The organism is Cucumibacter marinus DSM 18995 (assembly GCF_000429865.1).
GTDB classification, from domain to species: domain Bacteria; phylum Pseudomonadota; class Alphaproteobacteria; order Rhizobiales; family Devosiaceae; genus Cucumibacter; species Cucumibacter marinus.
Window position 1 is genome coordinate 531,893 of record NZ_AUCR01000001.1, and the last position, 26,476, is coordinate 558,368.

General features: G+C 61.7%; 26 protein-coding genes. 7 read left to right on the forward strand and 19 right to left on the reverse strand.

The genetic code is table 11. From position 1 onward, the window contains the following. Positions 1–26: 26 nt before the first annotated feature. The 10 genes from nusB to G489_RS0102790 form a co-directional block, all read right to left on the reverse strand. Positions 27–506 (reverse strand): transcription antitermination factor NusB, encoded by a 480-nt coding sequence (nusB, locus tag G489_RS0102745; RefSeq protein WP_035871210.1) that lies wholly within the window; start codon positions 504–506, stop codon positions 27–29. Beyond that, complete coding sequence (gene ribH, locus G489_RS0102750; RefSeq protein ID WP_029040225.1) at positions 496–957, reverse strand: 6,7-dimethyl-8-ribityllumazine synthase; 462 nt, start codon at positions 955–957, stop codon at positions 496–498. The genes nusB and ribH overlap by 11 nt, the downstream gene beginning before the upstream one ends. Then, the gene (locus G489_RS0102755) at positions 954–1,577 is read right to left on the reverse strand and encodes a riboflavin synthase (protein ID WP_035871211.1); all 624 of its coding nucleotides are present in this window, start codon (positions 1,575–1,577) and stop codon (positions 954–956) included. Before G489_RS0102755 ends, ribH begins: the two co-directional genes overlap by 4 nt. Beyond that, complete coding sequence (gene ribD, locus G489_RS0102760; RefSeq protein WP_029040227.1) at positions 1,577–2,668, reverse strand: bifunctional diaminohydroxyphosphoribosylaminopyrimidine deaminase/5-amino-6-(5-phosphoribosylamino)uracil reductase RibD; 1,092 nt, start codon at positions 2,666–2,668, stop codon at positions 1,577–1,579. The genes G489_RS0102755 and ribD overlap by 1 nt, the downstream gene beginning before the upstream one ends. Beyond that, positions 2,665–3,144: a transcriptional regulator NrdR gene (gene nrdR / locus G489_RS0102765; RefSeq protein WP_029040228.1), complete on the reverse strand. Its 480-nt coding sequence runs from the start codon at positions 3,142–3,144 to the stop codon at positions 2,665–2,667. The genes ribD and nrdR overlap by 4 nt, the downstream gene beginning before the upstream one ends. Positions 3,145–3,161: 17 nt before the next feature. Beyond that, on the reverse strand, positions 3,162–4,460 hold the full coding sequence (gene glyA, locus G489_RS0102770; protein WP_051332236.1) for a serine hydroxymethyltransferase: 1,299 nt from the start codon (positions 4,458–4,460) through the stop codon (positions 3,162–3,164). Between the two features lie 96 nt (positions 4,461–4,556). After that, positions 4,557–4,808: a DUF6898 family protein gene (locus G489_RS18815; RefSeq protein WP_051332237.1), complete on the reverse strand. Its 252-nt coding sequence runs from the start codon at positions 4,806–4,808 to the stop codon at positions 4,557–4,559. A 27-nt stretch (positions 4,809–4,835) separates the two neighbouring features. Further along, positions 4,836–6,134, reverse strand: a complete 1,299-nt coding sequence (locus tag G489_RS18820) for a L,D-transpeptidase family protein (RefSeq protein ID WP_035871213.1) — start codon at positions 6,132–6,134, stop codon at positions 4,836–4,838. A gap of 402 nt (positions 6,135–6,536) precedes the next feature. Next, positions 6,537–7,046, reverse strand: coding sequence for a transcriptional regulator LdtR (ldtR, locus tag G489_RS0102785; RefSeq protein ID WP_029040230.1), 510 nt, complete (start codon positions 7,044–7,046; stop codon positions 6,537–6,539). Between the two features lie 180 nt (positions 7,047–7,226). Further along, the gene (locus tag G489_RS0102790; RefSeq protein ID WP_029040231.1) at positions 7,227–7,613 is read right to left on the reverse strand and encodes a hypothetical protein; all 387 of its coding nucleotides are present in this window, start codon (positions 7,611–7,613) and stop codon (positions 7,227–7,229) included. 207 nt (positions 7,614–7,820) lie between these two features. Here G489_RS0102790 and hemB point away from each other — a divergent pair, with 207 nt between their 5' ends. From hemB to G489_RS0102820, 6 genes are all read left to right on the forward strand, one after another. Further along, a complete protein-coding gene (gene hemB / locus G489_RS0102795) occupies positions 7,821–8,807 on the forward strand; it encodes a porphobilinogen synthase (RefSeq protein WP_029040232.1) in 987 nt (328 codons plus the stop codon). Positions 8,808–8,890: 83 nt separating this feature from the next. Beyond that, a complete protein-coding gene (locus G489_RS18825; protein WP_051332238.1) occupies positions 8,891–9,433 on the forward strand; it encodes an RDD family protein in 543 nt (180 codons plus the stop codon). Positions 9,434–9,569: 136 nt separating this feature from the next. Further along, positions 9,570–11,363, forward strand: coding sequence for an SLC13 family permease (locus G489_RS0102805; protein WP_081691366.1), 1,794 nt, complete (start codon positions 9,570–9,572; stop codon positions 11,361–11,363). Positions 11,364–11,387: 24 nt separating this feature from the next. After that, positions 11,388–12,116 (forward strand): arginyltransferase, encoded by a 729-nt coding sequence (locus G489_RS0102810; RefSeq protein ID WP_029040234.1) that lies wholly within the window; start codon positions 11,388–11,390, stop codon positions 12,114–12,116. 30 nt (positions 12,117–12,146) lie between these two features. After that, positions 12,147–13,166, forward strand: a complete 1,020-nt coding sequence (locus G489_RS0102815) for an endonuclease/exonuclease/phosphatase family protein (protein ID WP_029040235.1) — start codon at positions 12,147–12,149, stop codon at positions 13,164–13,166. A gap of 132 nt (positions 13,167–13,298) precedes the next feature. Further along, positions 13,299–14,327, forward strand: a complete 1,029-nt coding sequence (locus G489_RS0102820) for an endonuclease/exonuclease/phosphatase family protein (protein ID WP_029040236.1) — start codon at positions 13,299–13,301, stop codon at positions 14,325–14,327. 177 nt (positions 14,328–14,504) lie between these two features. On the opposite strand, the gene parC is transcribed toward G489_RS0102820, so the two are convergent. The 6 genes from parC to G489_RS18830 form a co-directional block, all read right to left on the reverse strand. Continuing rightward, a complete protein-coding gene (parC, locus tag G489_RS0102825; RefSeq protein ID WP_029040237.1) occupies positions 14,505–16,748 on the reverse strand; it encodes a DNA topoisomerase IV subunit A in 2,244 nt (747 codons plus the stop codon). A gap of 39 nt (positions 16,749–16,787) precedes the next feature. Next, positions 16,788–17,507 (reverse strand): DNA repair protein RecO, encoded by a 720-nt coding sequence (gene recO / locus G489_RS0102830; protein WP_029040238.1) that lies wholly within the window; start codon positions 17,505–17,507, stop codon positions 16,788–16,790. Between the two features lie 255 nt (positions 17,508–17,762). Then, a complete protein-coding gene (locus tag G489_RS0102835) occupies positions 17,763–19,577 on the reverse strand; it encodes an ABC-F family ATP-binding cassette domain-containing protein (RefSeq protein WP_029040239.1) in 1,815 nt (604 codons plus the stop codon). 81 nt (positions 19,578–19,658) lie between these two features. Continuing rightward, complete coding sequence (locus tag G489_RS0102840) at positions 19,659–20,339, reverse strand: aquaporin (protein WP_029040240.1); 681 nt, start codon at positions 20,337–20,339, stop codon at positions 19,659–19,661. Positions 20,340–20,342: 3 nt separating this feature from the next. After that, a complete protein-coding gene (locus G489_RS0102845) occupies positions 20,343–20,852 on the reverse strand; it encodes an arsenate reductase ArsC (RefSeq protein ID WP_029040241.1) in 510 nt (169 codons plus the stop codon). After that, entirely contained in the window at positions 20,836–21,207 is a 372-nt protein-coding gene (locus tag G489_RS18830) for an ArsR/SmtB family transcription factor (RefSeq protein ID WP_051332240.1), read from the reverse strand. Before G489_RS18830 ends, G489_RS0102845 begins: the two co-directional genes overlap by 17 nt. A gap of 159 nt (positions 21,208–21,366) precedes the next feature. On the opposite strand from G489_RS18830, the gene G489_RS0102855 reads away from it, so the two are divergent. Beyond that, positions 21,367–24,009, forward strand: coding sequence for a bifunctional diguanylate cyclase/phosphodiesterase (locus G489_RS0102855; protein ID WP_155889292.1), 2,643 nt, complete (start codon positions 21,367–21,369; stop codon positions 24,007–24,009). Positions 24,010–24,024: 15 nt separating this feature from the next. On the opposite strand, the gene era is transcribed toward G489_RS0102855, so the two are convergent. The 3 genes from era to lepB are packed head-to-tail and all read right to left on the reverse strand — an operon-like array spanning position 24,025 to position 26,449. After that, positions 24,025–24,942 (reverse strand): GTPase Era, encoded by a 918-nt coding sequence (gene era, locus G489_RS0102860; RefSeq protein WP_029040243.1) that lies wholly within the window; start codon positions 24,940–24,942, stop codon positions 24,025–24,027. After that, positions 24,939–25,646: a ribonuclease III gene (gene rnc, locus G489_RS0102865; protein WP_029040244.1), complete on the reverse strand. Its 708-nt coding sequence runs from the start codon at positions 25,644–25,646 to the stop codon at positions 24,939–24,941. The genes era and rnc overlap by 4 nt, the downstream gene beginning before the upstream one ends. Further along, on the reverse strand, positions 25,646–26,449 hold the full coding sequence (gene lepB / locus G489_RS18835; protein WP_051332241.1) for a signal peptidase I: 804 nt from the start codon (positions 26,447–26,449) through the stop codon (positions 25,646–25,648). Before lepB ends, rnc begins: the two co-directional genes overlap by 1 nt. Positions 26,450–26,476 lie beyond the last annotated feature (27 nt).

The following is a 26,476-nucleotide window of genomic DNA, read 5'->3' on the forward strand; positions in this document are numbered from 1 at the left end:
GGCGCACCGCCTATCCCTTCAGTCAATCAATCGGAGAAATCGTCCGGACGGAGGGAGCGGGCGATCGTATCGAGAACACCATTGACCATACGAGGTTCGTCGCTCTCGTAGAAGGCCCGGGCGATATCGACATATTCGGTGATGATCACCTTGGTCGGAACATCTGGACGGTGTCCAAGCTCGAAAGCAGCGGCGCGCAGAATGGCGCGCAGCGTGGTGTCGATCCGGGTGACCGGCCAGCCCTTGACCAGCGAAGTGTCAATCAGCGGGTCGATCTCGAGCTGATGGGCGACGACCCCTTTGAGGATGGTGGAAAAGAAATCGGAATCGGCAGGCAGATACTGTTCACCCTCGATTTCCTGCCCGAGACGGAAACTGATAAACTGGGCGAGCGTGTCCTCAAGCGGGGCCTCACCGACATCCATCTGATAAAGCGCCTGCACGGCGGCAAGCCGGGCTGTTCCGCGCTGATTGGCACGGCGGGCGGGTTTTTCGTCACTCATCATCGAGCCCCAGGCGCTGTTTGAGGGTGATCATCGCCAGCGCAGCCTTTGCGGCGCCACCGCCCTTGTCTTTCTTCGCCTTGTCGGCACGCGCCCAGGCTTGATCGGCATTTTCGACCGTCTGGATCCCGTTACCGAGGGCCAGCCCGTATCCGACGGACAGGTCCATGATGGCGCGGGCGGATTCATTGGCGACAATGTCGTAGTGCGTGGTTTCGCCGCGAATGACGCAGCCCAGCAGCACGAAACCGTCATAAGCGGGTGCGGTGCCGCGTTCACCCGCCTCGAGCGCCATTGCGAGCGCCGCGGGTATTTCGAGGACGCCAGGCACTTCCACGGTGTCGATGGTGGCACCTGCTTCACGCAGGGCGGTTTCGGCGCCATCACGCAGCGCATCGGCGATGTCGGCGTAAAAGCGTGCCTCGATGATCAGAACGCGCAGATTGTCGCTCATTGTCCGGCCTTCGGGAGATTGAGGGTTTCGATCAGGCGGGCTGCATAGCGCGCCAGCGGGTCGACTTCCAGATTAATCCGGCCACCGGGTGCAGATTCGTCCCAATTGGTGACTTCAAGCGTATGCGGAATGAGGTGCACCGAGAATTGGCGATCCGTGACGGTGTTGACCGTCAGCGATGTCCCGTTGAGCGCCACCGAACCCTTGGCGGCGATGAACGGCATCACCTCTGCCGGCGCCTCGATATCGATCCGGCGCTGTTCGCCCACATCCTCGGTCTCAACGATCGTGGCGACCGCATCGACATGACCCGACACAATGTGGCCGCCGAGTTCGTCCCCTGCCTTGAGGGAGCGTTCGAGGTTGATGCGGCGCCCTTGCTGCCATTCGGCGGCAGTTGTCACGCGCAGGGTTTCGGCCGCCGCGAAGACGTCGAACCAGCCATTGCCGGCCTCCCCGCCCCGCTCGACGGCGGTCAGGCAGATGCCGTCGCAGCAGATCGAAGCGCCGATCTCGATGGTTGCGGGATCATAGGCAGTGGCGATGCGGAAGCGGCGGCCATCATTGCCGGTCTCCGCCTCCACAAGCCGCCCCACATCGGTGACCAGTCCGGTAAACATCAGCGCTTCCTTTCGAATACGGTCAGTGTGTCGCCACCCAAGGGCCGAGAAAAGACCTTTTCCAGTCCCGCCGCCGCCAGCGCCACTTCGAGACTGCGGCCGGGCATCGCCGGCACGCCAGCCTCACCAATCATGCCAGCGCCTTTGAGAAGGCAGAAGCGGTCGACCAGCCCCGCTTCGAGCAGGCTCGCGTTGAGTGTCGCCCCGCCTTCGACCAGCAGACGAGAGATCCCTTTTTCGCCCAGTTCGGCCAGTGCTTGGTCGAGGTCGAGCCGGCCATCGCGGGCACCGACCGGTATCCACTCGACGGCCTTTGGCAGGTCCTGCGGCCGAGTGCTCTCACCGAGCACCCATGTCGGGGTCTGTGCGGTGCTTGTGAGAAGGCCGAGCGAAACAGGCAGATCACCGCCCAGAATGATCCGCAACGGCTTGCGTGTCCCAAGGCCCGGAATTCGGACCGTCAGTGATGGGTTGTCGAGACGCGCAGTGCCTGCGCCCACCATGACCGCGTCGCTCAGCGCCCGCTGCATATGTGTCCAGCGCCGGGCCGCTTCCCCTGTGACCGGCACATTGCCCCTGTCCGGCAGGCCAATCATGCCGTCGCGCGACACCGCCAGCTTTGCACTGACGAAGGGCCGGCCCAATGTCTGCCGGGCGATGTGGCCCTCATGCAGGCGCCGCGACGCGTCGTGATCCTTGACGACGGCGACCTCAACGCCTGCCGCTTTCAGCCGGGAAACGGACTGCCCCGCCGTGCGCGGATCGGGATCGATTTGACCAATCACAACCCGCGCTATGCCGGCCTCGATGACCGCGTCGACACAAGGCGGGGTGCGCCCGGTGTGATGGCAGGGCTCGAGGGTGACATAAAGCGTTGTGCGTTCGGCGGCCTTTCCCGCCTTTTCGAGGGCGATGGTTTCGGCATGGGGCCGGCCACCCGGCGCTGTCACGCCGACGCCGCGCACCTTTCCGGCCAAGGGATCGCGGATAATCGCTCCCACTGTGGGGTTCTCGGCGGTCGTGCCGAGGAATGGCGCTGCCATGCGCGCGGCAGCGTCGAGCCATGCCCAGTCCTCGTCGTTCCTGATCACTTCAGGTCTTCCGAAGACGGTTCCTCGTCGCTATCCATCTCGGAGAGAAAGGACTTGAAATCATCGGCATGCGAGAAATTCTTGTAAACTGACGCGAAGCGGACAAACGCGACATCGTCGAGTTTTTTCAGCCCGTCGAGGGCCAGCAGGCCGATCTGTTCGGCCGCCACCTCGTTCTCGCCGAGACTTTCGAGTTGCCGCACAATGCCGGAGATCATCCGCTCGGCCCGTTCGGGGTCGACATCGCGCTTCCTAAGCGCCGTCATCACCGAGCGGGTGAGTTTGTCGCGATCGAAGGGCACCTTGCGGCCCGACTTCTTGACCACGGTCACGTCGCGGAGCTGGACGCGTTCAAAGGTGGTGAAGCGCCCACCGCAGGCGGAGCAGATGCGCCGCCTGCGAATGGCGTTGGAATCCTCGGTTGGCCGGGAATCCTTGACCTGGGTGTCGTCGTTTCCGCAATAGGGGCAACGCATCGACGTGAGTTCCCGTGTTAGGCGTAGATCGGGAAAGCCGCAGTCAGGGCCAGTACGCGTTCGCGCACCGAAGCTTCGACCGACGCATTGTTGTCTTCGCCGTTGCCGGCCAGACCGTCGATAACCTCGACCATCAGTTCGCCGACCAGCTTGAACTCGCCCTCACCAAAGCCACGCGAGGTTGCCGCCGGGGTGCCGACGCGGATGCCCGACGTGATCGCCGGCTTTTCCGGGTCGAACGGCACGGCGTTCTTGTTGCAGGTGATGTTGGCCCGCTCGAGCGCTGCTTCGGTCGCCTTGCCGGTCACGCCCTTGGGGCGCAGATCGACGAGCATCAGGTGGTTGTCCGTGCCGCCGGTGACGATCTCGAGACCGCCGGCCACCAGGGTTTCCGAGAGCACATTGGCATTGGCGACGACCTGGCGCGTGTAGCGCTTGAAATCATCGGTCAGCGCTTCGCCGAAGGCGACGGCCTTGGCAGCGATGACGTGCATCAGCGGCCCGCCCTGGATGCCGGGGAAGATGGCCGAGTTGATCTTCTTGGCGATCGCTTCGTCATTGGTCAGGATCAGCCCGCCACGCGGCCCGCGCAGGGTCTTGTGGGTGGTCGTCGTCACGGCATGCGCATAAGGCATGGGGTTAGGATAGTTGCCACCGGCAACGAGCCCGGCCACATGGGCCATATCGACCATCAGATAGGCGCCAACCTCATCGGCGATGCGGCGGAACTCGGCAAAGTCGAGCACGCGCGAATAGGCGGAGAAACCGGCCACGATAATCTGCGGGCGATGTTCCTTCGCCAGTGCCTCGACCTCGTCCATGTCGCACAGACCGTCCTGCTGACGGACGCCGTACTGGATGGCATTAAACCATTTGCCCGACTGGTTGGGCTTGGCGCCGTGGGTCAGATGGCCGCCGGCATCAAGACTCATGCCGAGAATAGTGTCGCCGGGCTTGGCCAGCGCCTGGTAGACGGCCTGGTTGGCCTGCGAGCCAGAATTGGGCTGGACATTGGCAAACTCGGCACCGAAGAGCTGCTTGGCGCGATCGATCGCGAGCTGCTCGACGATATCGACATATTGGCAACCGCCGTAATAGCGGCGGCCCGGATAGCCTTCAGCGTATTTATTGGTAAGGACAGAACCCTGGGCCTCGAGAACCGCGGCCGAGACAATGTTCTCGGAGGCGATCAGCTCGATTTCGGTCTGCTGTCGGTGAAGCTCTTTGCCCACGGCGTCGGCCACGGCCGAATCGGCCTCGGCGAGCGAACGGGAAAAGAACCGGGCGGAAAGGGGCACGGGGGTCTGATCAGTCATCTGCGGTCTCGTTTTGGGTGGGATCGGTCAATGTCTAGGGCGATGACGCGCAGAGCGTTATCACACCCTTCAGGGTGAAGCCAACAAAAGCGGTACTCAGGCCAGGCGGCCCGGTCTGCCGTCCGAATGCGGTCGGGAACCGCCGTTCTCGGATTCGCGGTCGGCCAGCCGGCGGCGCAATTTGGCAGCAGCCGTGAGCTGCATCTGCTTTTGAGACGCTGTAAGGGGTGCAACGATCACGACTTCGGTGCCGGTCGCATCGTCGATGGCGGCCACCCGCATCTGGGTGCCGACCTTGCGGAACTCGAACAGAAAGCGCTCGCCCGGCGGAGCGGACGAGCGTTTCATGTCTGAATCCGGTTGCGCGTTGCGCGTTTACCGCTCGAGCGAAGCCAGTTGTCCTGTCGCATCGAAGTCATAGATATCATCGCGAAACTGTACCACGCCGGCGCGATTTGCCCATGCGGAAATATAGGTCGTCAGGATCGGAACCTGCCGGTTCAGCGCCACATCGAGACGCTCGCCCGAATTGAATGTGGCTTCGACGGTGTTCACATCGTAGCCGTTCGATTCGAGCAGCCAAGCCACCAGTTCCTCAACGCCTTCAACACGCACGCAGCCCGAAGAGTGAAAGCGGTTGGTTTCGCCAAACAGCGACTTCTGAGGGGTGTCGTGCAGATAGACGTTGTGCTTGTTGTAGAAGTTGATCTTCACATGGCCCATCGAGTTCTCGGCGCCCGGCTCCTGGCGGAAGAGGTAATTGACCGCTTCGTCGGTATGCCAGTCGATCTGGGAAGCCTGGATCTCGTTGCCGTTGCCGTCATAGATCTTGATCTGCTGCTCGGCGAGATAGTTCGGGTTCTCGTTCACATACTTGATCAGGTCCCGCTGAATGATGCTTTTCGGCACATGCCAGTACGGGTTGAAGTTGATCTGGTGAATCTTGGATTCGAGAATCGGGGTCTGACGGTCGATGCGCCCTACAATCGCGGTATGGCGCTGGACGACCGTGCCATTCTCCACCGCTTCGATGGAGGCAGCGGGAATATTCACGACCACGTAGCGCTCCGACAAATTGTCGGTCACGATCTGTTCGACGCGCTGCTGATTGAGCTTGAGCTGCGCCAGGCGCTCGGAGGCTGGTACATTCATCGAGAAGAAGGTCGGCTGGTCGATGGCACCGTTGACCTTGAGGCCGTGGCGGGCCTGGAACAGGCGCACAGCCGCCTCGACCTGCTCGTCATAATGACGGCTGTCGACGCCCGCTTCCTGCGGGAGATCGCCGGAAATGATCAGCCTGCGACGCAGGTAGCGCACTTCCTTGCTTCGGCGGCCAGGCACAAGCCCGTAAACTTCCTGGGGCAGCTGTCCCCAACCGCCATTGGCCACGATCTGCTCATACATGTTGATCGCGAGCGCCAAATTATAGGCGGTGTCATAGGAAAGGATCGGCTCGAACGTGTCGATCTCGCGAGGCATGCCGCCGGGCATGACCTGGTTCTGGGCAAGCTGGATGGTCTCCTGAGACTGATCGTCTTTGCCTGTGAACAGATCGAGCAGAGAGCGGGTCTGCGCAATGGCCGGAGCTGCCGCCAGCCCCATGGTGGCCGCAAAGGCCGCCGAAAGCGTTGCCACACGCGCTATTGCCGCCAGTGAAGACTTGTTACGCCGCATTTGAATTTCCTGATGCCTCAACAGTTCGGTCCCCCAATTTGAGGACCCCGGTTCCGGTCCTTGACCAACCAGCCGCGCCCGAAAAGGAGCACGCGACATATCATTGTATTCGGCCCGGCTCAACGAGAAGGGCCTACACCGGTGATCAAACCGATGAGAGCGCGTACGGTTCCGCGGTTGATCGCTTGAGGCGCTGATATGGGCGAACTGGGGCAGCAATAAGAACGGCGGTCACCGGGCGATTCAACACTTGTTGTATTGACGGCGACTGAACGCGATTTGCGGCTGTCTGTTGCAAGGGCGCCACAAACGACCGGCGCCCCCGCACGATGCCAACAATCATCGTACGAGGGCCCGATCTGGAGGCAGTGGCCGCACTTCCCCGCGCGGCCCTGTGAAAGCTCAGAGTTTGTAGAGAATCTGGTCGACCCAGAAGCGTTCGAGGCGTGCCAGGGCGGTATTGAGCCCGTCGAATTCCTCTTCGCTCAGCCCGCCGACCTTCTCGATCGACTTGAGATGGCGATCATAAAGTTCATCGATGACCTCAGCGACTTCTTCGCCCTTCGGGGTCAGCTTGATCCGCACGGAACGGCGGTCGGTTCGTGAACGCTCCTGATGGATGTATCCGGTGTCGACGAGTTTCTTGAGATTATAAGAAACATTCGATCCAAGATAATAACCGCGGGTCCTGAGTTCGCCGGCGGTCAGTTCCTCGCCACCGATATTGAACATCAGGAGGGCCTGCACGGGATTGATGTCATCCCAGCCCATACGGTCGAATTCGTCCTTGATGAGATCCAGAAGCCGGCGGTGCAGCCGTTCCACACGGGCGACGGCTTCAAGATAACGCGGCTTCAGCCCGTCATGTTCTTCGGGCGTAGCGGCCTGTACGGCCATAGGGGTGATACCCATTGTTTCTGCCTCACTGCTCAAATGTCTGCGCGATTGTCTCGCGTCTCATGAGGTCAAATTAGGGCGATCCTCCCAAGAACGGCTTAAGATTCAAACTTAAGGATATCTTACTGAAAAAAAGGCAATATTTGGCTTTCCGAAGGGTTACCAGGGGTCACGAAATTGTAACCTTACCAGTTCTCAAACCTCGTCGGCGGAGAGACGGCGCAGGTGCCTTTCGAAGGCCAGCAGCAGGATTGCGGCACTGAGCATGAGGAGCCTCAACACCAGTCCGAATATGCCGATGCCGACGAGTTCGGGCCGCAGAAGCGCAAACATGATTTCGCCGAGATTGGCCAGCGCGACGAGCATGGCGCCCCACACGGCGTAGTTCCAGAGGCCGACGGCTGCGATCAGGCGGATGACGACGAAGGAAGCGAGGGTCCAGAAGGCTTCGTGGTTCTGGGCCAGCTGAGGACCGCTGCCCGAGCCCATCAAAATGCGCGCGCCATCGATCAGGCCGTGCGCGAGCGCGACCAGGGCAACAATACGCGCATAGCGCGAAATCGGGGCGGCGCTGAGACTCATGTGGTATCCCCCGCCTCTGCCTAGCGTGGCGAAGGGGTGGCGGCAAGCAGCCCGTGATCGGGCGCGGCCCTTGGCCGCTGTTTTGTCGTGGACAATCGCCTGCTATACGGTGCCGGACAGATATTCACGGTGCGCGCCGCGCGCCAGCCAATGGTGCCGAAGATGACCAAGACCTTCCGCGATGCCAGCGCCCTGCCCCGGCACGACATGTCGTTTCTCGATGGCCGCCGCCTGCGCCGGACCCGCCAGGCGTCGTGGAGCCGGTCGATGGTTTCCGAGACTGTTCTGACGCCGGGCGATCTGATCTGGCCGCTTTTCGTGATCGAAGGCCAGAATGAGCGTGCGCCGGTCAAAACCATGCCGGGCGTCGACCGGTTGAGCATCGATCTGGCCGTCGATGCGGCCAGGCATGCCCATGCCGAAGGTATTCCCGCGCTTGCGCTGTTTCCCAACACGCCGGGCGAATTGCGCTCCAGCACCGCGGACGAGGTCTTTAATCCCGACAATCTGATGTGCCGGACGATGGCTGCCATCAAGGATGCAGTACCGGAAATCGGGCTGATCGCGGATACGGCGCTCGACGAGTATTCTGAAGACGGCCAGGACGGCATTGTCGTCGACGGTGAAATCCTCAACGACGAGACCGTGGCCATCATGGTCAAGTCAGCCATCGTGCAGGCCCGAGCAGGCGCTGACATCATCGCGCCTTCCGACATGATGGACGGACGGGTGCGCGCTATTCGCGATGCCCTCGACGCCGAGGGCTTCGAGAAGGTCATGATCATGAGCTATTCGGCCAAATACGCTTCGGCTTTCTACGGCCCGTTCAGGGATGCGGTGGGTTCGGGCAGCCGGCTTGTCGGCGACAAGAAGACATATCAACTCGACCCGGCCAATCGCGAAGAGGCGATGCGCGAAGTCGAACAGGATCTTGTCGAGGGCGCGGATATGGTCATGGTCAAGCCGGGCCTGCCCTATCTCGATATCGTGCGCGACGTGCGCGAGCGCTTCTCGGTTCCGGTCTTTGCCTATCAGGTCAGCGGCGAGTTCGCGATGATCGCTTATGCGGCGGAAGCCGGGGCCATTGCCCGCGATCCGATTGTCATGGAAAGCCTGATGGCGTTCAAGCGCGCCGGGTGTTCAGGCATTCTGACCTATTTCGCGCTCGAGGCCGCGCGTAAGCTCAACGCCTGATCACCGGTTTTTCCTCTAAAGGCTTGCGAAACGCCGGTTTGCGCCCATTTATGGCTCACAAGGCATAAAGGCAGGGGTTCACAATGGCGACCAATTCGCTTGGCTGGTTCTATCGCGACGATCTTCCCGATCCGGGCACGTCACCGGAATTGTTCGACGGCGTTTTGCTGCGCCGGGTCGTCGCCTGGTTCATCGACTGTCTCATCGTCGGCATTCTCCTGATTGTCGCCTCTCTGATCCTCGCTGTTGCGGGGGTCCTGACCTTTGGTGTTGCATGGCTCGGCTATTTCATCGTCGTGCCGGCTGTCTTCATCTTCTATTACGCAGTGACGCTCGGCTCGCGAGCGCGGGCGACGCTCGGCATGCAGTTCATGGATATTGTTCTGACGCCGACACGCACGCGGCCACTCGAAGGCTGGCATGCGATCCTGCATGTCATCGTGTTCTGGTTGACGCTCAATATCCCCTTCGTGCAGCTGATCGCACTGTTCACGCCGCGCCGGCAGATGTTGCACGACCTGATTGTCGGGACCTTGATGGTTCGCCGCTCGCCCATGGAGAGGTTCTGGGCCGAGGAAGCCGCTGACCACCCGCAGTTCAACGAGAGATTCGGGCGCTACAGTTAAGCCCTAGGGAAACCTCAATTTTCCAAACGTGAGGCCGGGAAAGGATTTCTTTTTCCGGCCTTCATATTTGCCTTGGCGCGGCGCGCGCGCTGCGTGATACCCTTGCGGTATGGGGCAGTTGATTTCTCTTTCTCCAATGTTGGCGGCCTGGCTCAGCTTCGCCGTCATTTTTGTGGCCATCATCCTGTTCGCGACCGAACGGGTGGCGATGGAAGTTTCGGCATTGGGCGCGATTGTCGCGCTGCTGCTGATCGGCGCCGCCTCGCCTGATGCCGGGCTGACACCGGAAGCGCTGCTCGCCGGTTTCGCAAATCCGGCGCTGATCTCGATTCTCGCCCTCATCGTGATGGGCCAGGGCTTGATGCATACCGATGCGCTCGGCCCGTTCACCGCCAATCTTGAGCGGTTGTGGCCGCGCCAGGTCGGACGCGTGATGATCCTGGTGCTGATTGCCGCCGGCATCATCAGCGCGGTGATCAACAACACGCCGGTCGTGGTGATGTTCATTCCCGTGCTCGCGGCCGTTGCGGCACGTCGCCGGGTCTCGACCCGCAAGATCATGATGCCCCTGAGTTACATCTCGATTCTTGGCGGCATGACCACCATGATCGGGTCTTCGACCAACCTGTTGGCCGCCGGCGTGGCTCGCGATTCCGGGGTTGAAGGGCTCGATTTCTTCGCCTTCACGGTGCCGGGTCTGGCCATGGCGTCGGTCGGTGCGCTTTACGTGCTTTTCGTCATGCCGAAGCTGTTGCCGTCTGCGGGCGAGAGCGCGGATGATTCAGCGCCCTCGCGCAATCTTCAATTCATCTCGGAAGTTCGCCTGACGCCGGGCCATCCTCTGATCGGGCAGAGTTCGGTCGCGGGCATGTTCCCGGCGCTCACCACCATGACGCTGCGCGCGGTGCGCCGCTATGGCATCAACCACGTGCCCCCTTTCGAAGACCTGACCTTGCAGGCAGGCGATACCCTCATCCTCGCTGCCACGCGCGACCGGTTAACCGAAGCGCTCAAGGAATGGCGCGCCTTTGACAACCCGGATGAGATCGCAGGGGGCACCGACGAGCGCCGGCCCGAGATCGTGATGTGCGAGGCGCTGGTGCCGCCGGGCTCGCGGCTCATCAACAATGGCGTCAACCAGGCCGGGTTCATGGCCCAGCATGGCTGCCTCATTCTCGGGGTCGAGCGGCGCAGCCGCATGCCGCGCCAGGCGCTCAGCGAAATTCGGCTCGAGGCCGGGGATGTGCTGCTGCTGGCGGGCAATCCCAAGCAGGTGAAACGGTTGCGCGGTCTGCAGGACCTCGTCGTTTTCGAGTGGAGCACGTCTGAGGTTCAGTCCAACCGCTACGCGCAGCGGGCGCTAGGCATCTTTGCGCTCACTGTGGCCGCCATCGCGACAGGCTTCGTGCCAACGGTCATCGCGGCGGTGACCGGCGCCTTCGCCATGATCGCGGCGGGTTGCCTCAACATCCGGCAGGCGGGCCGCGCAGTCGACCGGCGGATCGTCATGCTCGTCGGTTCGGCGATCGCCATGGCCACCGCGCTCGAGGTCACAGGGGGTGCCGAGCTTGTCGCCAGTCTCGCCGTCAGCGGCCTGGGCGATGTTCCACCGGCATTCGTGATGGGCGGCATCTTCCTGGTTGTGGCCCTGTTGACCAATGTTCTGAGCAACAACGCCACCGCTGTGCTGTTCACCCCGATCGCCATTTCTGCGGCAAAATCGCTGGGCGTTGATCCCCTTCCCTTCGTCGTGGCCGTGATCCTGGGCGCCAATGCCAGCTTTGCGACTCCCATCGGCTATCAGACCAACCTTCTGGTCATGAGCCCGGGCCATTACCAGTTCAAACATTTCCTGGTTGCCGGACTGCCCCTCGTTTTCCTAGTCTGGATCGTGTTTTGCGTTGTTGCACCATGGTGGTACGGCGTCTAGAATCGCCTCACCAGTGAGTGCGGCATGTCTCAGCAGAAACCCGAACAAACGCAGTTTTACCTGACCGCGGCCACCCCCTGCCCCTATCTCGATGGGCGCAAGGAGCGGAAGCTGTTCACGCATCTGGGCGGCAAGCGCGCCAATATGCTGCATGACCTTCTGGCGCAGCATGGCTTCCGCCGCAGCCAGAATATCGTCTATCGCCCTGCCTGCGACAGCTGCAGTGCCTGCCAGTCCGCGCGCATTCCGGTCGATGCTTTCGAACCTGACCGGTCGCAGCGCCGCGTCTCCAGGCGCAATGCTGACCTGGTGACCGAGGAGCGGTTTCCGCTGGCCTCTGCCGAGCAATACGAACTCTTCAAGCGTTATCTCAACAACCGGCATACCGATGGCGGCATGGCGGCCATGTCCTTCCTCGATTACGAATACATGATCGAGGATACGCCGGTCGAAAGCATGGTGGTTGAATATCGCCTGCCGGGGCGGCCGCGCACCGGGCTCGTCGCCGCAGCCCTCACCGATGTACTGCCCGACGGGCTGTCCATGGTCTATTCCTTCTTCGATCCGGATGCGGCAGGGCGGAGCCTCGGCAATTACATGATCCTCGATCATGTGCGCCGGGCCCGGGCTGCCGGACTGCCCTATGTGTATCTGGGATACTGGGTCAAGGAATCGCCCAAAATGGCGTACAAGGGACGCTATCGCCCGCTCGAAGTGCTTTCCGATGGTCGGAATTGGACGCGCGTTGACTAGGGCAAAGTCTGTTCGCCCGGGTGCCCGTTCTTGATCCTTCGTGTTTTCCGCCAGCTGCTGGCTTCCGCCGTCTCGCTCGCCGTCACCGGCCTGACGCTCATTCTGATCGCGGCGTTGCTGGGATTCGGCTTCGCTCCGTTCGACCTGCTCAATCACGGTCAGCTGGTGTTTCTGGCTGGATTGGTGCCTGCCCTTGTGCTCGCAGCGGTCGTGATGCAACGCGGGCCGACCAAAGCCCTTGTGCTGGCCATTGGCCTGGTAGGCCTTCTCAGTTCAGCGGCCACGGTGGTGCCGGAAGGCCTGCGGGCCATGGCCGGGCGGCCGACCACCAGCGCAGAAACTCTGCGGATCATGACCTATAATTTCAACACCCGTTACGGCGAGGCGGTGGACAATCTGATTCCGGTCGACGAGGTCGATCCCGACATTCTGGTGCTGCAGGAATACTGGACCTGGACGCGAGACCGCCTGCATGACGACCTCTTGGAGCGGTTCCCCTATTTCCTTTCCTGCCATGGCGGCAAGCGGCGCAACGTGGCGATCTATTCCAAACGTCCCTTCTCACCACTCAACGGGCAGGATTGCGTCCACCCGCCGGGCCAGGAGACCCGCATGACCTGGATCATGGTGGAGATACAGGACGACGCGGGCGAGCCCTTCACCATCATCACCACCCATTTCGACTGGCCGGTACCGATCCAGCGCCAGGCGGATCAGCGCGCTTTGCTGGCCGATCTTATTCGCGACATCGATACGCCCGTCCTGTTGGCCGGCGATTTCAACTCGACCTCGTTCTCTTATGCGCTGCGCCAGTTCTCCAAGGATGCCGGTCTTGAACGCCAGACCCAGTTTCTGACGAGCTTTCCCTCGCGCATCATGCGGCGCTACCTGTTCGCGCCTTTCCCAATCCTGCCGATCGATCACGTCATGACCCGGGGCCTTATCGTCTCCAACGTGTCCCGGGCGCCGAGTTCGGGTGCTTCGGACCACTATCCCGTTTATGCGGATTTCGCCCTCGACAGCGAACCCAACGCTACCGAAGCTCAGTAACCACAATGCCCTGATCGCGAGACCGGCAATGGCACTGCGGACGGGATTTGTGTATTTCGGTGCGCGGACCGCATTGGCGCCACGGTGTCACGGCGGCCCTTCCACGACCCGTCCCGAGGACAATGACCGCTGATGGCCAAGCTTGCCCGCCGTTTTCTGGCGCTGTGTTCAAGCCTCACCACACTGGGGCTGGCGCTGATCTGTGTTGCAGCGCTTGCGGGTTTCGCCTACGCGCCATTCGACCTGTTCAATCACGGGCAACTGATTTGGCTTCCGGCCCTGATCGTTGCGACCATCGCCGCGGGCCTTCTCTTTCAGCCGGGTCAAGCGCGACAGTTCATTGTCGGGATCGGCCTGATCGGCATTGCCGCATCTGCGGCGATTATTCTTCCCGAAGCCATCAGTTCGGGCCCACGGGCAAGCACGGCGCCGCAAAGCTCCGTGCGGGTGATGACTTTCAACATCAATGCCAGTTTCGGCCCCGCGACCGCCAACCTCGCGCCGATAGACGATGCCGATCCCGACATTCTCCTGCTACAGGAGTTCTGGAGTTCTATACGCGAAGAGATCGAAGATCAGCTCGACCGCCGCTTCCCGCACAAGCTCATTTGCCGAGAGCCGATCGGCTCCTATCTCGCCATCTATTCGAAGAGACCGATTGCGCCCCTCGATGGACAGGACTGCTTGACCTCAACCAATCCTGAGCTAAGGACGGCGGCAATCTTTGCCGAAACGACGGATGACGCCGGCCAACCATTTGCCGTTGCCGTTACCCACCTCCGCTGGCCCGCCCCGGTCGAGCGTCAGCAAGGGCAAATGCGAGAGCTTGCAGCTCGTTTGGCCAGTATTGAAACACCGGTGCTGGTGGGTGGGGATTTCAATTCGACCCCGTTTTCATATGCATTGAAGCGGTTTGCCACAGATGCCCGCGTTCAGCGCCAGACCCGGTTCCTGCCGAGTTTTCCGGCGGCGGTCGCCAGTCACCTGGAAAGCTTTTCGCGCTTCATCGCCTGGCCGATCCCCTTCGGCGTTCCGCCCTTCCTGCCCCTCGATCATCTGATGACCAGGGGCATGGCCGTGTCACATGTCACGCTTGCCGCGGATTCCGGCGCTTCGGACCATTATCCCGTCTATGCGGATGTCACCCTGCGGGCGGACTGACAGGTCTCGGCCCGCCGAGCGTTGCGACGCAACTGCTCTGCTTCGAGTTTCACCATCCATTCTCGTCACCACCCGGTATATCCGGGTGGTCCCGAAACCACTTCTGCTGGGTCACCCAAACAAGTCGGGTAATGACGCCGGCACATGATCGGACCCGACACGTTCAGATAGCAGGTCTCACCCCTTGAACCGGTTGTTCCGCGGAAAGCCGGTGGGCGGCTGGCGGCCTGCCTGGGCCCGTTCGCCGATCCAGGGGCCGAGTTCGCTCATCGCCTTGGTGTAGGTGCGGCCCGAGCTGTCGGTCCAGGTCAACCCGTCTTCGGCCTTGAAGGTCTTGATGTCGGAAAGACCGCCATCCTTGTAGCGCTGCAGGCGCACGCCCTTGCCGCGTCCCATTTCGGGCAACTGGTCGAGCGGGAAAACGAGGAGCTTCCGGTTCTGGCCGATCACGGCGATCGTGTCGCCGGTGACCTCGACAGCGCATTTCGCTTCGACCGGTGTCTTCACATTGATGACCTGTTTGCCCTTGCGGGTGTTGGCGAGCATCTCGTCTTCGAGCGCGATGAAGCCGTCGCCCTTATCCGAGGCCAAGAGTCGCTTCGTGCCCGGCACATGGACGAAAAGATCGACGATATCAGCGCCTTCTTCCATATCGACCATGATGCGGATCGGCTCGCCATTGCCGCGCCCGCCCGGCAACTTGTCTGCGCCGATGGTGTAGATCTTGCCGTTGGTCGCGAGCAGCAAGAGCTTGTCGGTCGTTTGTGCCTTGATTGCGAGGCTGAGCTTGTCGCCGGTCTTGAAGGCAAGGCTCGACAGGTCCTCGATATGGCCTTTCATGGCCCGGACCCAGCCCTTTTCCGAGAGCACGACCGTCACCGGCTCGCGCTCGATCATCGCCGACTGAATGTCGTCGAGATTGGCCTCCGGAGCGGTTTCGAAGGTGGTGCGGCGCTTGCCGATCTCGGTTTTCTGTCCGAAATCCTCGTGCAGCTTGGCGATATCGGCGGAGATCGCGCCCCATTGCTTCTTGTCGGAGGCCAGCAAGGCTTCGAGCCGGCCCTTTTCGGCGGTCAGCTTTTCATGCTCGGTGCGGATCTCGATTTCCTCGAGCTTGCGCAGAGCGCGCAGCCGCATGTTGAGGATCGCCTCGGTCTGGACATCGGTGATGGAGAAGGTTTCCATCATTACCGCCTTGGCATCGTCCTCCTCGCGAATGATGCGGATCACCTCGTCGAGATTGAGATAGGCGACGAGATAACCTTCGAGAACTTCGAGCCGGTGGGCGATCTGTTCGAGCCGGTGGTTGGATCGGCGGACCAGCACTTCCTTGCGGTGGTTGAGCCAGGCCTTGAGCACTTCGCCAAGCCCCATGACGCGGGGCACGGTGCCATGATCGAGCACATTCATGTTGAGCGAAATCCGGCTTTCCAGCTCGGTGAGCTTGAACAGGGATTCCATCAAGAGGACAGGATCGACCGTGCGGCTTTTGGGCTCCAGTACCAGCCGGATCAAGTGGTCGGATTCGTCGCGCACATCCTTGAGAAGGGGCAGCTTCTTGGCCAGCAGGAGTTCGGCGATCTTTTCGACGAGACGCGATTTCTGAACCTGGTAGGGAATCTCGGTGACGACAATCTGATAGCCGCCCCGGCCCGTGTCTTCACTCTCCCAGCGGGAGCGCACGCGGAAACCGCCCCGGCCCGTCTCATAGGCATCGATAATCGAGGCCTGATCGTCGACGATGATGCCGCCTGTGGGGAAGTCCGGGCCTTTGACGAATTGCACAAGGTCCCGGGTTTCGGCATCCGGATGTACGATCAGATGCTGGGCCGCCTCGCAGAGCTCGGCGACATTATGCGGGGGAATGTTCGTCGCCATGCCGACAGCAATGCCGGATGAGCCATTGGCCAGAAGGTTCGGGAAATTGGCCGGCATGACCACCGGCTCGTCGGTTTCTCCGTCATAGGTCGGACGGAAATCCACCGCGTTCTCGGCAATGCCTTCCATCAGCCGCATGGCGACGTCGGTCATGCGTGCTTCGGTGTAGCGATAGGCTGCCGCGCCGTCGCCGTCGATTGAGCCGAAATTACCCTGCCCGTCGGCCAACGGGTAGCGCATGGAGAAGTCCTGGGCGAGCCGCACCAGAGCGTCATAGACGGCCTGGTCGCCATGCGGGTGGAACGAACCGATGACGTCGCCAACCACCTTGGCGCACTTCTTGTAGCCCTGGCTCGGGTCAAGCCGCAAAAGACGCATGGCGTGCAGAATGCGGCGGTGAACCGGCTTCAGCCCGTCGCGGGCGTCGGGGAGTGCGCGCTGGGTGATGGTCGACAGCGCATATTGCAGATAGCGCTCTTCGAGCGCCGATTTGAGGTCCACAACCTCGAGCTTGCCGTGATCGGGGGGCGACTGCTCACCCATGAATGGCCTCGTTCGTCAGAATTCCGAATCAGTGACTCACTATACCGGCTCGACGAGGCGGGAAATGAGGTGATCGCGGGTTGCAGGAGGTGAAATGTCCCGCGCCTGCCAGATATGCACAGCCAGGAAATGCCCGGTCAGGCGAAACGCCTCGGCGAGGTCACCCGGTTCGGCATCCCCTGCCCCTGTGAGGAAAGCCGGCAGGGGCAGGAGCCTGTCGGCGTAGGGTTTGCCCGCCTCGGCCGAAACCGCCCGAGCGGATCGTGGCGATACGAATCTCAGATCATGGGTTACCCCGGTCGCAGCGCAGCTGGTCAGGTCAAGTCCAAAGCCGAGATCGTCCAGAAGCCGCAGTTCGAAACGCGCCAGCGCGCGCCCGAGCGTGAGCGGATCAGCCTCGTTGTCGAGCATGGCGAGGGCCTCGAGATAGAGCCGTTCATGGGGATCGCGCTCCGGCAGCAAGCGCAGATGCTCGCAAAGGAGCTGGCTGAGATACAGCCGGCGGCGGCTCTCCATCAGCGCAGCGGCACGCAGGGTCTTGGCCTCGACTTGATAGGTGCCCAGATGCTCGTCGAGCCGGGCACGCCAGGTGATCAGCACAGAATTGCCCGGCTGCAGCACCGCCGCATAGCGCCGCGAGCGCCCGCCGCGTACCAGGCCCAGATGGCGACCGCGATCCGGCGTCATGACCTCCAGGATCATGGCGTTTTCCCCGTGCCGGCGCGTGCCGATGATCAGACCTTCGGAGGACCACTGCATGGCGAAGCTATAGCACTCTCAAATTGCGAGGTCCGCAGGGAATGGGGCGATCATTTTGTGCTGGCCGGCGGGCTGGTCGGGACAGCACAGAGAGTGTGGCCCTGCGCCTCTCCAACCACTGACGTCACCACCCGACTTGTTCGGGTGGTCCATCTGGCCGCCTCCCATGGAACACCCGGATGAACCGGGTGATGACGGTGGAGAGAGTTGGAACGTCCAGACCGAGTATCTCACCTCATCCTGACTTGCCGGGGGTCACGAGCCTTCGAGCTCTTCGCGCAGGATTTCGAGCTCCAGCCATTGCTGTTCGGCTTCTTCGAGTTCCGTCTGCAGCGCGGCGTGGGCCTTCGAGGTCTTGTCGAAGCCTTCGGGGTCCTTGCGGTAGAAGTCGGGGTCGGCGAGCCGACGTTCGGCTTCCGCAATCTCGACCTCGATTGTCTGCATTCGCGCCGGCAGGGTTTCGAGAGCGTGCTTTTCCTTGAAGGAGAGCTTTCGCTTTGGCTTGGGCGCACTGGGTGCCTGGGCTGGCTTGGACACTGGTTTGGCCGCTTCGGCCTGTTTCACGGGTTTTTTCGAGACACCGCCACCGCGCTGGGCGACCATGTCGGAGTATCCGCCGGCATATTCGGTGAATTGGCCCTGGCCCTCCGCCATGATGATCGAAGTCGCCACCCGGTCGAGAAAGTCGCGGTCATGGCTGACGACGATCACAGTGCCCTTGTAGTCGGCGACCAGTTCTTCGAGCAGATCGAGCGTTTCGAGGTCCAGGTCGTTGGTCGGTTCGTCGAGCACCAACAGGTTTGAAGGCAACGAGAGGATTCGAGCCAGCGCCACCCTCGCCCGTTCGCCGCCAGATAACACGCCGATGGGGGTGCCTGCCTGTTCGGGCGCAAACAGGAAATCCTTCATGTAGGCGATGACGTGCTTGCTGCCGCCAGCGACTTGGACAAGGTCCGTACCCCCGCCAGTGAGCGCATCCTTGAGCGTGATGTCGGGGTTGAGAGCGGCGCGGCGCTGGTCGATATGCGCCAGCTCGATCGACGCGCCGAGCTTGATGGTGCCCGCATCGGGTTCAATCTGGCCGGTCAGGAGCTTGATCAACGTGGTCTTGCCGGCGCCGTTCGGACCGACCACACCGATGCGATCGCCGCGCATGACCCGGATCGAGAAGTCCTCGACGATTTGCTGGCCGTCGAATGCTTTTGAAAGGTGTTCGGCGTCAATGACGATGGCGCCCGAGGACCTGCCCTCGGTCACGGCCATGGAGACATTACCCTGTGGCCCACGATAATCGCGCCGCTGCTGGCGCAGCTTGTTGAGATCGCCCAGCCGCCTGACATTGCGCTTGCGTCTTGCGGTCACGCCGTAGCGCAGCCAGTGCTCCTCGCGCACGATCTGCCGATCGAGCTTGTGCTGAGCGGTTTCCTCTTCTTCAAGGGTCTTGTCACGCCAGGCCTCGAACCCGGCGAAACCCTCATTGAGTTCGCGGGCGATCCCGCGGTCGAGCCAGACGGTCTTGCGGGTCAGCTCTGTGAGGAAGCGCCGGTCGTGGCTGATCAGGACCAGCGCCGACTTCATCGATCGGAGCTCGGCTTCGAGCCATTCGATGGCCGGAAGGTCGAGATGGTTGGTCGGTTCATCGAGCAGCAGCACTTCGGGTTCGGGTGCCAGCGCGCGGGCGAGCGCGGCGCGGCGAGCCTCCCCACCCGAAAGCGTTGCCGGGTCGGCGCTGCCATCCAACCCGAGTTCGCCAATGAGATAGGGCACGCGGTAGGGATCGTGACCGACCGTCATTGCACCTTCCACGAAGTCCGCGACGTTTTGATAGCCGGTCAGATCCGGTTCCTGCGGCAGGTATTGGGTCGTCGTGCCGGGTTTGAGAAAACGCTCGCCGCCATCGGGTTCGATCAGGCCGGCAGCAATCTTCATCAGGGTCGATTTGCCCGAGCCATTGCGGCCCACCAGCGCGATGCGGTCGCCCGCATGGACGCTGAGTTCGGCACCATCGAGCAGTTTCTGGGTGCCGATGGTGAGTTCGATTCCGGCGAGGGTGAGAAGCGGCGGGGCCATGGAAAACCGGTGTGAGAAATACCGCGCCCCGTGTAGCGCGGCAGCCGGGATACCGACAAGGGGCAACTCGTCCCTGGATCGTTAAGGCGCAGAGGTTTCCGATGGCTTCGGCCCCGAGACCATCCAGCCGGCGACGGCCAATGCGAGCACCGCGCCGATCAACTGGCAGACCACAAAGGCCGGCACGTCATTAGGGCGGATGCCCGAAAAGGTGTCGGTCAGTCCCCGCGCCAGGGTCACGGCGGGATTGGCAAAGCTCGTCGAAGCGGTAAACCAGTAGGCGGCGGTGATGTAGAGACCGACCGCGACCGGTACCGCGGCGGGCCGTGCCTTGAGGGTTGCAAGGATAGTGAAAACGAGCCCGAACGTCGCCACCGCCTCGGCAAACCATTGGCCTGCCCCGCTGCGCGCGGTCTGCGACGCCATGAACAAGGGTTCGGCAAACATCGCGTGCGCCGCCAGCACACCCGCCACCGCACCGATGACCTGCGCCGCGACGTAGAACCCGGCCTCGGACCAGACCAGCTCCCGGCGCAAGGCGAAGACCAGGGTGACCGCGGGATTGAAATGCGCACCCGAAACCGGCCCCAGCATTGTGATCAACACGATGAGGATGGCGCCGGTGGGTAGCGTATTGCCCAGGAGCGCCAGGCCTACACTGCCACCAGACAACCGGTCGGCCATGATGCCTGACCCGACGACCGTCGCGAGCAGAAAGGCCGTGCCGAGCGCTTCGGCGCCGAGTTTGCGAGTCATATCCATGGGTTATGCGGAGGTCTTGCCGATATCCTCGAGGCTCTTTTTCAGCGTCAGCTTGTCGAGGGAACCGATGGGCAGATTGGTGAAGATCGAAATGCGGGTGTCGAGCATGCGAAAGGCGTCCGCGAAGGCAAGGGCGATTTCCGCCTCGCTGCCCGTCGCGGCTGCGGGATCGGGTACGCCCCAATGGGCCGACATGGGCTGGCCGGGCCAGATGGGACAGGTTTCCTTGGCCGCGCTGTCACAGACCGTGAAAACGAAGTCCATTTTCGGTGCATCGGGGCCGGCGAACTCTTCCCAGCTCTTCGAGCGCGCGAAGCCGGTATCGAAATTCATCTTTTTGAGCAGCGCGATCGCATGGGGATTGACCTCGCCTGTCGGCTGCGAGCCGGCAGAAAACGCGTTGAAACGGCCTTGCCCGTGGCGGGTGAGACTGGCTTCGGCAAGGATCGAACGGGCGGAATTGCCCGTGCACAGAAACAGCACGTTGTAGGGCGCGTCAGCAGCGTCGGTCATCTCGATTTCCAGAGTTTTGGCCAGGTGTGATGCAGGAGAGATCGTTGATCAGCGGCACACAGAGTTCTGGCCGGCCATTACAGCAATCCTGCAAAAGATAGGCGATAAGCCCGCGAATTGTGGAAAGCTCCGCGCGATAGCGGATGGAACGCCCTTGCCGCTCGCCGTCGATCAGCCCGGCGCGGGCCAGAATCGCGAGGTTCGTCGAGGTTGTGTTCTGCAGCGCGCCTGTCTGCACCGCCACATCGGTGGCCGCCAGCCCGTCTTCGCCTGCTGCGACAAGCTCGCGCAAAATGTCGAGCCGCCCCTCATGGGCGAGCGCGGACAAAACATCGAGTGCGTCTTTCTTTTCCATATATCTAGATTTCTCGATTTATCTCAACACGTCAAGCCAAAATCAAAAAATCCGGGCCATTAACGCGAAATTTAGCGGATCGCGTCACTTTCGAGGGCTATTCCTCCCCGTTTTGCGGGCAGTCTTTGGGGTCAGGATTTGATCAAGGCATTCAAAAGCTTGTTGGCGTTTGTTGCGAGGCCGAGCTACATCCCGGCGCTGATCACCCTGTTCGTGGTGATTGCAGCAGGGGTCTATTCCGACCGCCAGAACGTTGAAGCTTACCGCCATAACCAGCGCCACGACGTCAGCGACAAGCTGAACAGCGTGCGTTCGGATATGGAGGACCTGCTCAACACCAACATCCATCTGGCTTGGGGCCTTGTGGGGGCAATCGCCGCCGAACCCCAGTTGAATCAGCCCCGTTTCGAGCGCCTTGCCCGCAGCATCCTGCGCCAGAATTCGGGCATAAGGCACATCGCCGTCGCACCCGATCTGGTGGTCCGATACATCTATCCGCTCAAGGGCAACGAGGCTGCTGTCGGGCTCGATTACCGTGCCAATGACGAGCAGCGCGATGCCGCGCTCAAGGTGCGCTATTCGGGTGAAGCCATGATGGCCGGCCCGATCAAACTCGTTCAGGGCGGCGATGCCTTTGTGGTGCGCTATCCCGTCTTTGTCGAGAATAGCGGAAAAACACAGTTCTGGGGCCTGGTCGCGTCCGTCATCGATATCGACAAGGTCTATCGCGAGGCAGGTCTGCTTGACCCCGAGCTCGGCATCGACATCGCGATAACGGGCAATCCGGCAATCGACGAAGGCGATCGCGTCTTTTTCGGAAACGAAAACGTCGTTACCGGCAACCCGGTCAAGGGCGTAATCGGCCTGCCGACCGGCTCGTGGACCATGTATGCCAAGCCCAAGACCGGCTGGCACACCCTGCCGCCCTATATCTGGGGTTTACGCGCCATCATCCTGATCGCGGGCATTGCTGTTGTGCTCCCGATCCTGGTTACCGGCCATCTCGTTGAGGAACGCTGGCTGCATATCCGCGAACTGCGCCGGCGAGAGGCTCAACTGCAACGCCTCTCCTATCGGCTGGAGATGGCGCTTGACGCTTCAAAGGTCGGAGTGTGGGAGTACGAACTCGACACCGGTGCCCTGGTCTGGGACGACCGGATGAACGAACTCTACGGCCTTCCCCTCGACGGCGGCGCGCGCAGCTATCGCCACTGGCGGGCAGCGCTGCACCCCGACGATCTCGAGCAGGCCGAAGCCGACTTCCGCAACTCGCTTGAGACCCATCAGCGCTATCACTCCCAGTTCCGCGTGCTGCTGAAGGACGGGCGCGTGCGCCATATCCGGGCGATAGCGGAGATCTATGTGGATCCTGAAGGCCCGACGCGCCTTGTCGGGGTCAATTGGGACGTGACCGCCGACATGGCGCTCAACCAGGACCTCAAGCGCGCCAAGGCCCTCACCGAAGCCAGGAACTCAGAACTCGAAGCCGCCAAGGCGCGCATCGAGCACGACGCCTTGCATGATGCGCTGACCGGGCTGCCCAATCGCCGTTTCCTCGATGAAATGCTCGAGTTTCACGCCAGCGAGTGTGCCGCCCGGGGCGGCCGCCTGGCGGTCTTGCATATCGACCTCGATCGCTTCAAGCAGATCAACGACACGCTCGGCCACGCGGCCGGTGATGCCATGCTGATCCATGCCTCGGAGGTCCTCAAGTCCAATATTCGGGAAAGCGATTTCGTCGCGCGCATCGGGGGCGATGAATTCGTCGTCGTTTGCCGCTCGATGAAGAGCGTCGCCAATGTCGAAGGGCTCGCCGAACGCGCCATCGAGCAGATGAGACGCCCGGTACAATATGAGGGACATGAATGCCGCACCGGTATCTCGGTCGGCATTGCGGCGCAGGAAGGTGATGACATCGATCCCAAGCGGTTGCTGATCAATGCCGATATCGCCCTTTACCGCGCAAAGAGCCGGGGCCGGAACCGTTTCGAGGTGTTCACCGAAGCCCTGCAGGCCGAAATCGTTTTCCAGAAACACCGCGCTGACGACATTCTCATCGGTCTCGAGCAGCAGCAATTCGTGGCCTATTATCAGCCCCAGATCTGCGCCCGGACCTTCGACATTGCCGGCTTCGAGGCTCTCGCCCGCTGGAAGCACCCCGCTGAAGGGGTTCTCACACCCGACAAGTTCCTGGGCATTGCCGAAGAGCTCAACGTGGTGGCGACCATTGACGGCCAGATTCTCGAGCAGTCCATCGAAGATAGTGCGCGCTGGCGCAATCTCGGCTTCGAGATCCCCAAGGTCTCGGTCAATGTGTCTGCCCGACGGCTGCATGATGAGCGGTTGATCGCCAGCCTGCGCGAGCTGGATTTCAAGCCGGGTACGGTCTCGTTCGAACTGGTTGAATCGATTTTCCTGGACGAGCGCGACGAAGTGGTCGGCTGGAATATCGATCAGCTCAATGATCTGGGTATCGACATCGAAATCGACGATTTCGGCACCGGCCACGCCTCAATCATTTCGCTTTTGCAGATCAAACCGAAGCGGCTGAAGATCGATCGGCGGTTCGTGACCCCCATTGTCGAGCATCCGGGCCAGCGGCACCTTGTCGAATCCATCGTCGAGATCGGCAAGTCACTGAACATCGAAGTGGTCGCGGAAGGTGTCGAGACCATGGAGCATGCCCGTATTCTGAGCGATCTCGGTTGCGACACGCTGCAGGGCTACGTCTTTGCCCGCCCGATACCGGCGGAGATGGTGCCCGATTTCCTCACCCAGGAGACCTGGCGCAAAGCGTCCTGACACCCTGCTCCGGCACTACTGCGGAAAATCGAGCCCCATTTCGCGATACCGGCTTGGATCGTCGGCCCATTTCTCGCGCACCTTGACGAAAAGAAACAGGTGTACCGGCGTTTCGAACAGGTCGGTCAGCTCGCCGCGCGCTTCGGCGCCGATCTGCTTGATGGTCTGCCCGCCCTTGCCCAGCACGATCTTCTTGTGACTGTCACGGGTGACATAGATCACCAGATCGATCTTGTAGGACCCGTCCTTGCGGACCTCGAAATTCTCGGTCTCGACAGTCGCCGCATAGGGAATTTCCTGGTGAATGCGCAGGAACAGCTTCTCACGTACGACTTCGGCAGCGGTCAGCGCCAGCGACAGATCAGACAGCTGATCCTCAGGAAACAGCCACGGGCTCAGCGGCATCGACGCAGCGCAATGGGCGACGAAATCGGATACGCCCTCCCCTTTCAGCGCCGAGATCATGAAGGTGTCGGTGAATTCGACCTTTTCGTTGAGCGCAGCGGCAAGCGCCAGGAGCGTCTCGCGCTTCACCCGGTCGATCTTGTTGAGTACCAGGGTCTTCGGACGCGCGGACTTTGCCAGCGGCTCAAGCAGCGCTTCGACATCGGGCGCCAGACCCTTCTCGGCGTCAACGATCAGTGCCACGCGGTCGGCGTCTTCCGCGCCTGCCCAGGCGGACTGCACCATGGCGCGGTCCAGCCGGCGCTTGGGTTTGAAGATCCCCGGGGTATCGACATAGACGATCTGCGTCTCGTCGAGCGTGACGACGCCGCGGATCTGGGTGCGGGTGGTTTGCGCCTTGTGCGTGACGATCGACACCTTGGTGCCGACCAGCGCGTTCAGCAGGGTCGATTTGCCGGCATTGGGCGCTCCGACCAGCGCCACGAAACCGCAGCGGGTCGGCTCAGCCCCGGATTGAGGGCTGCTCATGAGGTCTTCTTCCACACTTTCTCCCGGACAAGGAACTGCTCGGCGGCTTCGTGCTCGGCGATCTTTTTGGATCGTCCGAGTGCCCGTACGGGGGCGAACCCTTCAAGCGCAATCTCGATGGTGAATTCGGGCGCATGGTCAGGGCCGGAGCGACTGACCTCGACATAGGCCGGCGGCTCAAGCCCCCGGGACTGCGCCCATTCCTGCAAGGTCGTTTTGGCATCGCCACGTTGTGCGAGCCCGATGGAGAGCCATTGTTCGAAGCGTTTCTCGACAAAGCGCCGCGCAGGTTCGATACCCGCATCGAGATAAATGGCGCCGATCAGGCCCTCACAGACGTCACCAAGAATGGCGTCCTTGTCGGCACCACCCGAACGGGCCTCGCTATCGCCGAGATGCAGGTATTCGCCGAGCTGCAATTCGCGGGCGACTGCGGCACAGCTCTCCTTGCGCACCACTGCGTTGAGCGAACGCGACAGATCACCTTCATTGGCCTTGGGGAAGCGCCGGATCAGCGCTTCGGCCACCACAAGGCCGAGCACGCGGTCACCGAGAAACTCGAGCCGTTGATAGGATTTGGCAGTGCGGCGGGACGGAGCGACAGCGCTTGAATGGGTCAGCGCCTGTTCGAACAAGGCGCGGTCGGCGAAGCGGTGACCGATGGCCTCCTCAAGCGCCGCAAGGCTGTCGATTTCCGTATCCATCAATCATAGACCGAGGTGAACATCCGGTCCCAGCGCACATTGCCCGGCCACATCCAGACAAACCAGGGATTGATATTGTCCTTGATCGAGAAGAAGCGGACCTCGGCCTTGCCGACCAGATTGTCGAAGGGCACGAAGCCGACCGCGGATAGCACACGGCTGTCCTGCGAGCGGTCGCGATTGTCGCCCATCATGAAGAACTGGCCTTCGGGAACGATGTATTCCTGGGTGTTGTCGAGCGCCGCCGTATCGGAAATCTCCTGAACGATGTAGCTCACGCCGTTCGGCAGGGTTTCGCGATATTTGATGACCGGGAGCGTGGTGTTGAAGCTGTCGGTATCGGTCGTGCGCTCGACCATTTCGCGCTCGACCATTTCGCCATTGATGAACAACCGGCCCTGCTTCATCTGGATGCGGTCGCCCGGCAGGCCGATCACGCGCTTGATGTAATTGTCGTCCTGCGGCACCGGCTTGAACACGGCAATATCGCCGCGATTCGGCTCATTGCCGAAGATCCGGCCCTCGAACGGGATGATGCCCATCGGCAGCGAATAGCGGCCATAGCCATAGGTGAACTTGGAGGCGAGCACATAGTCGCCGATCATCAGGTTCGGCTGCAGCGAGGCTGTCGGAATCGAAAAGGGCTGATAGGCGAAGCTGCGGAAGATCAATGCGATCAGGAGCGCCTGGATGACGACGACGATCGTCTCGCGCAGCTCGCTTTTCTTCTTGGCGGGCTTGGCGGCCTTGCTGGCGAGCTTTTCCTGCTCGCGGCGTTTCGCCTTGTCGTCGGTCGAGGCCATGGGAAGTCCCTTTGTTTCTCGGGTAGT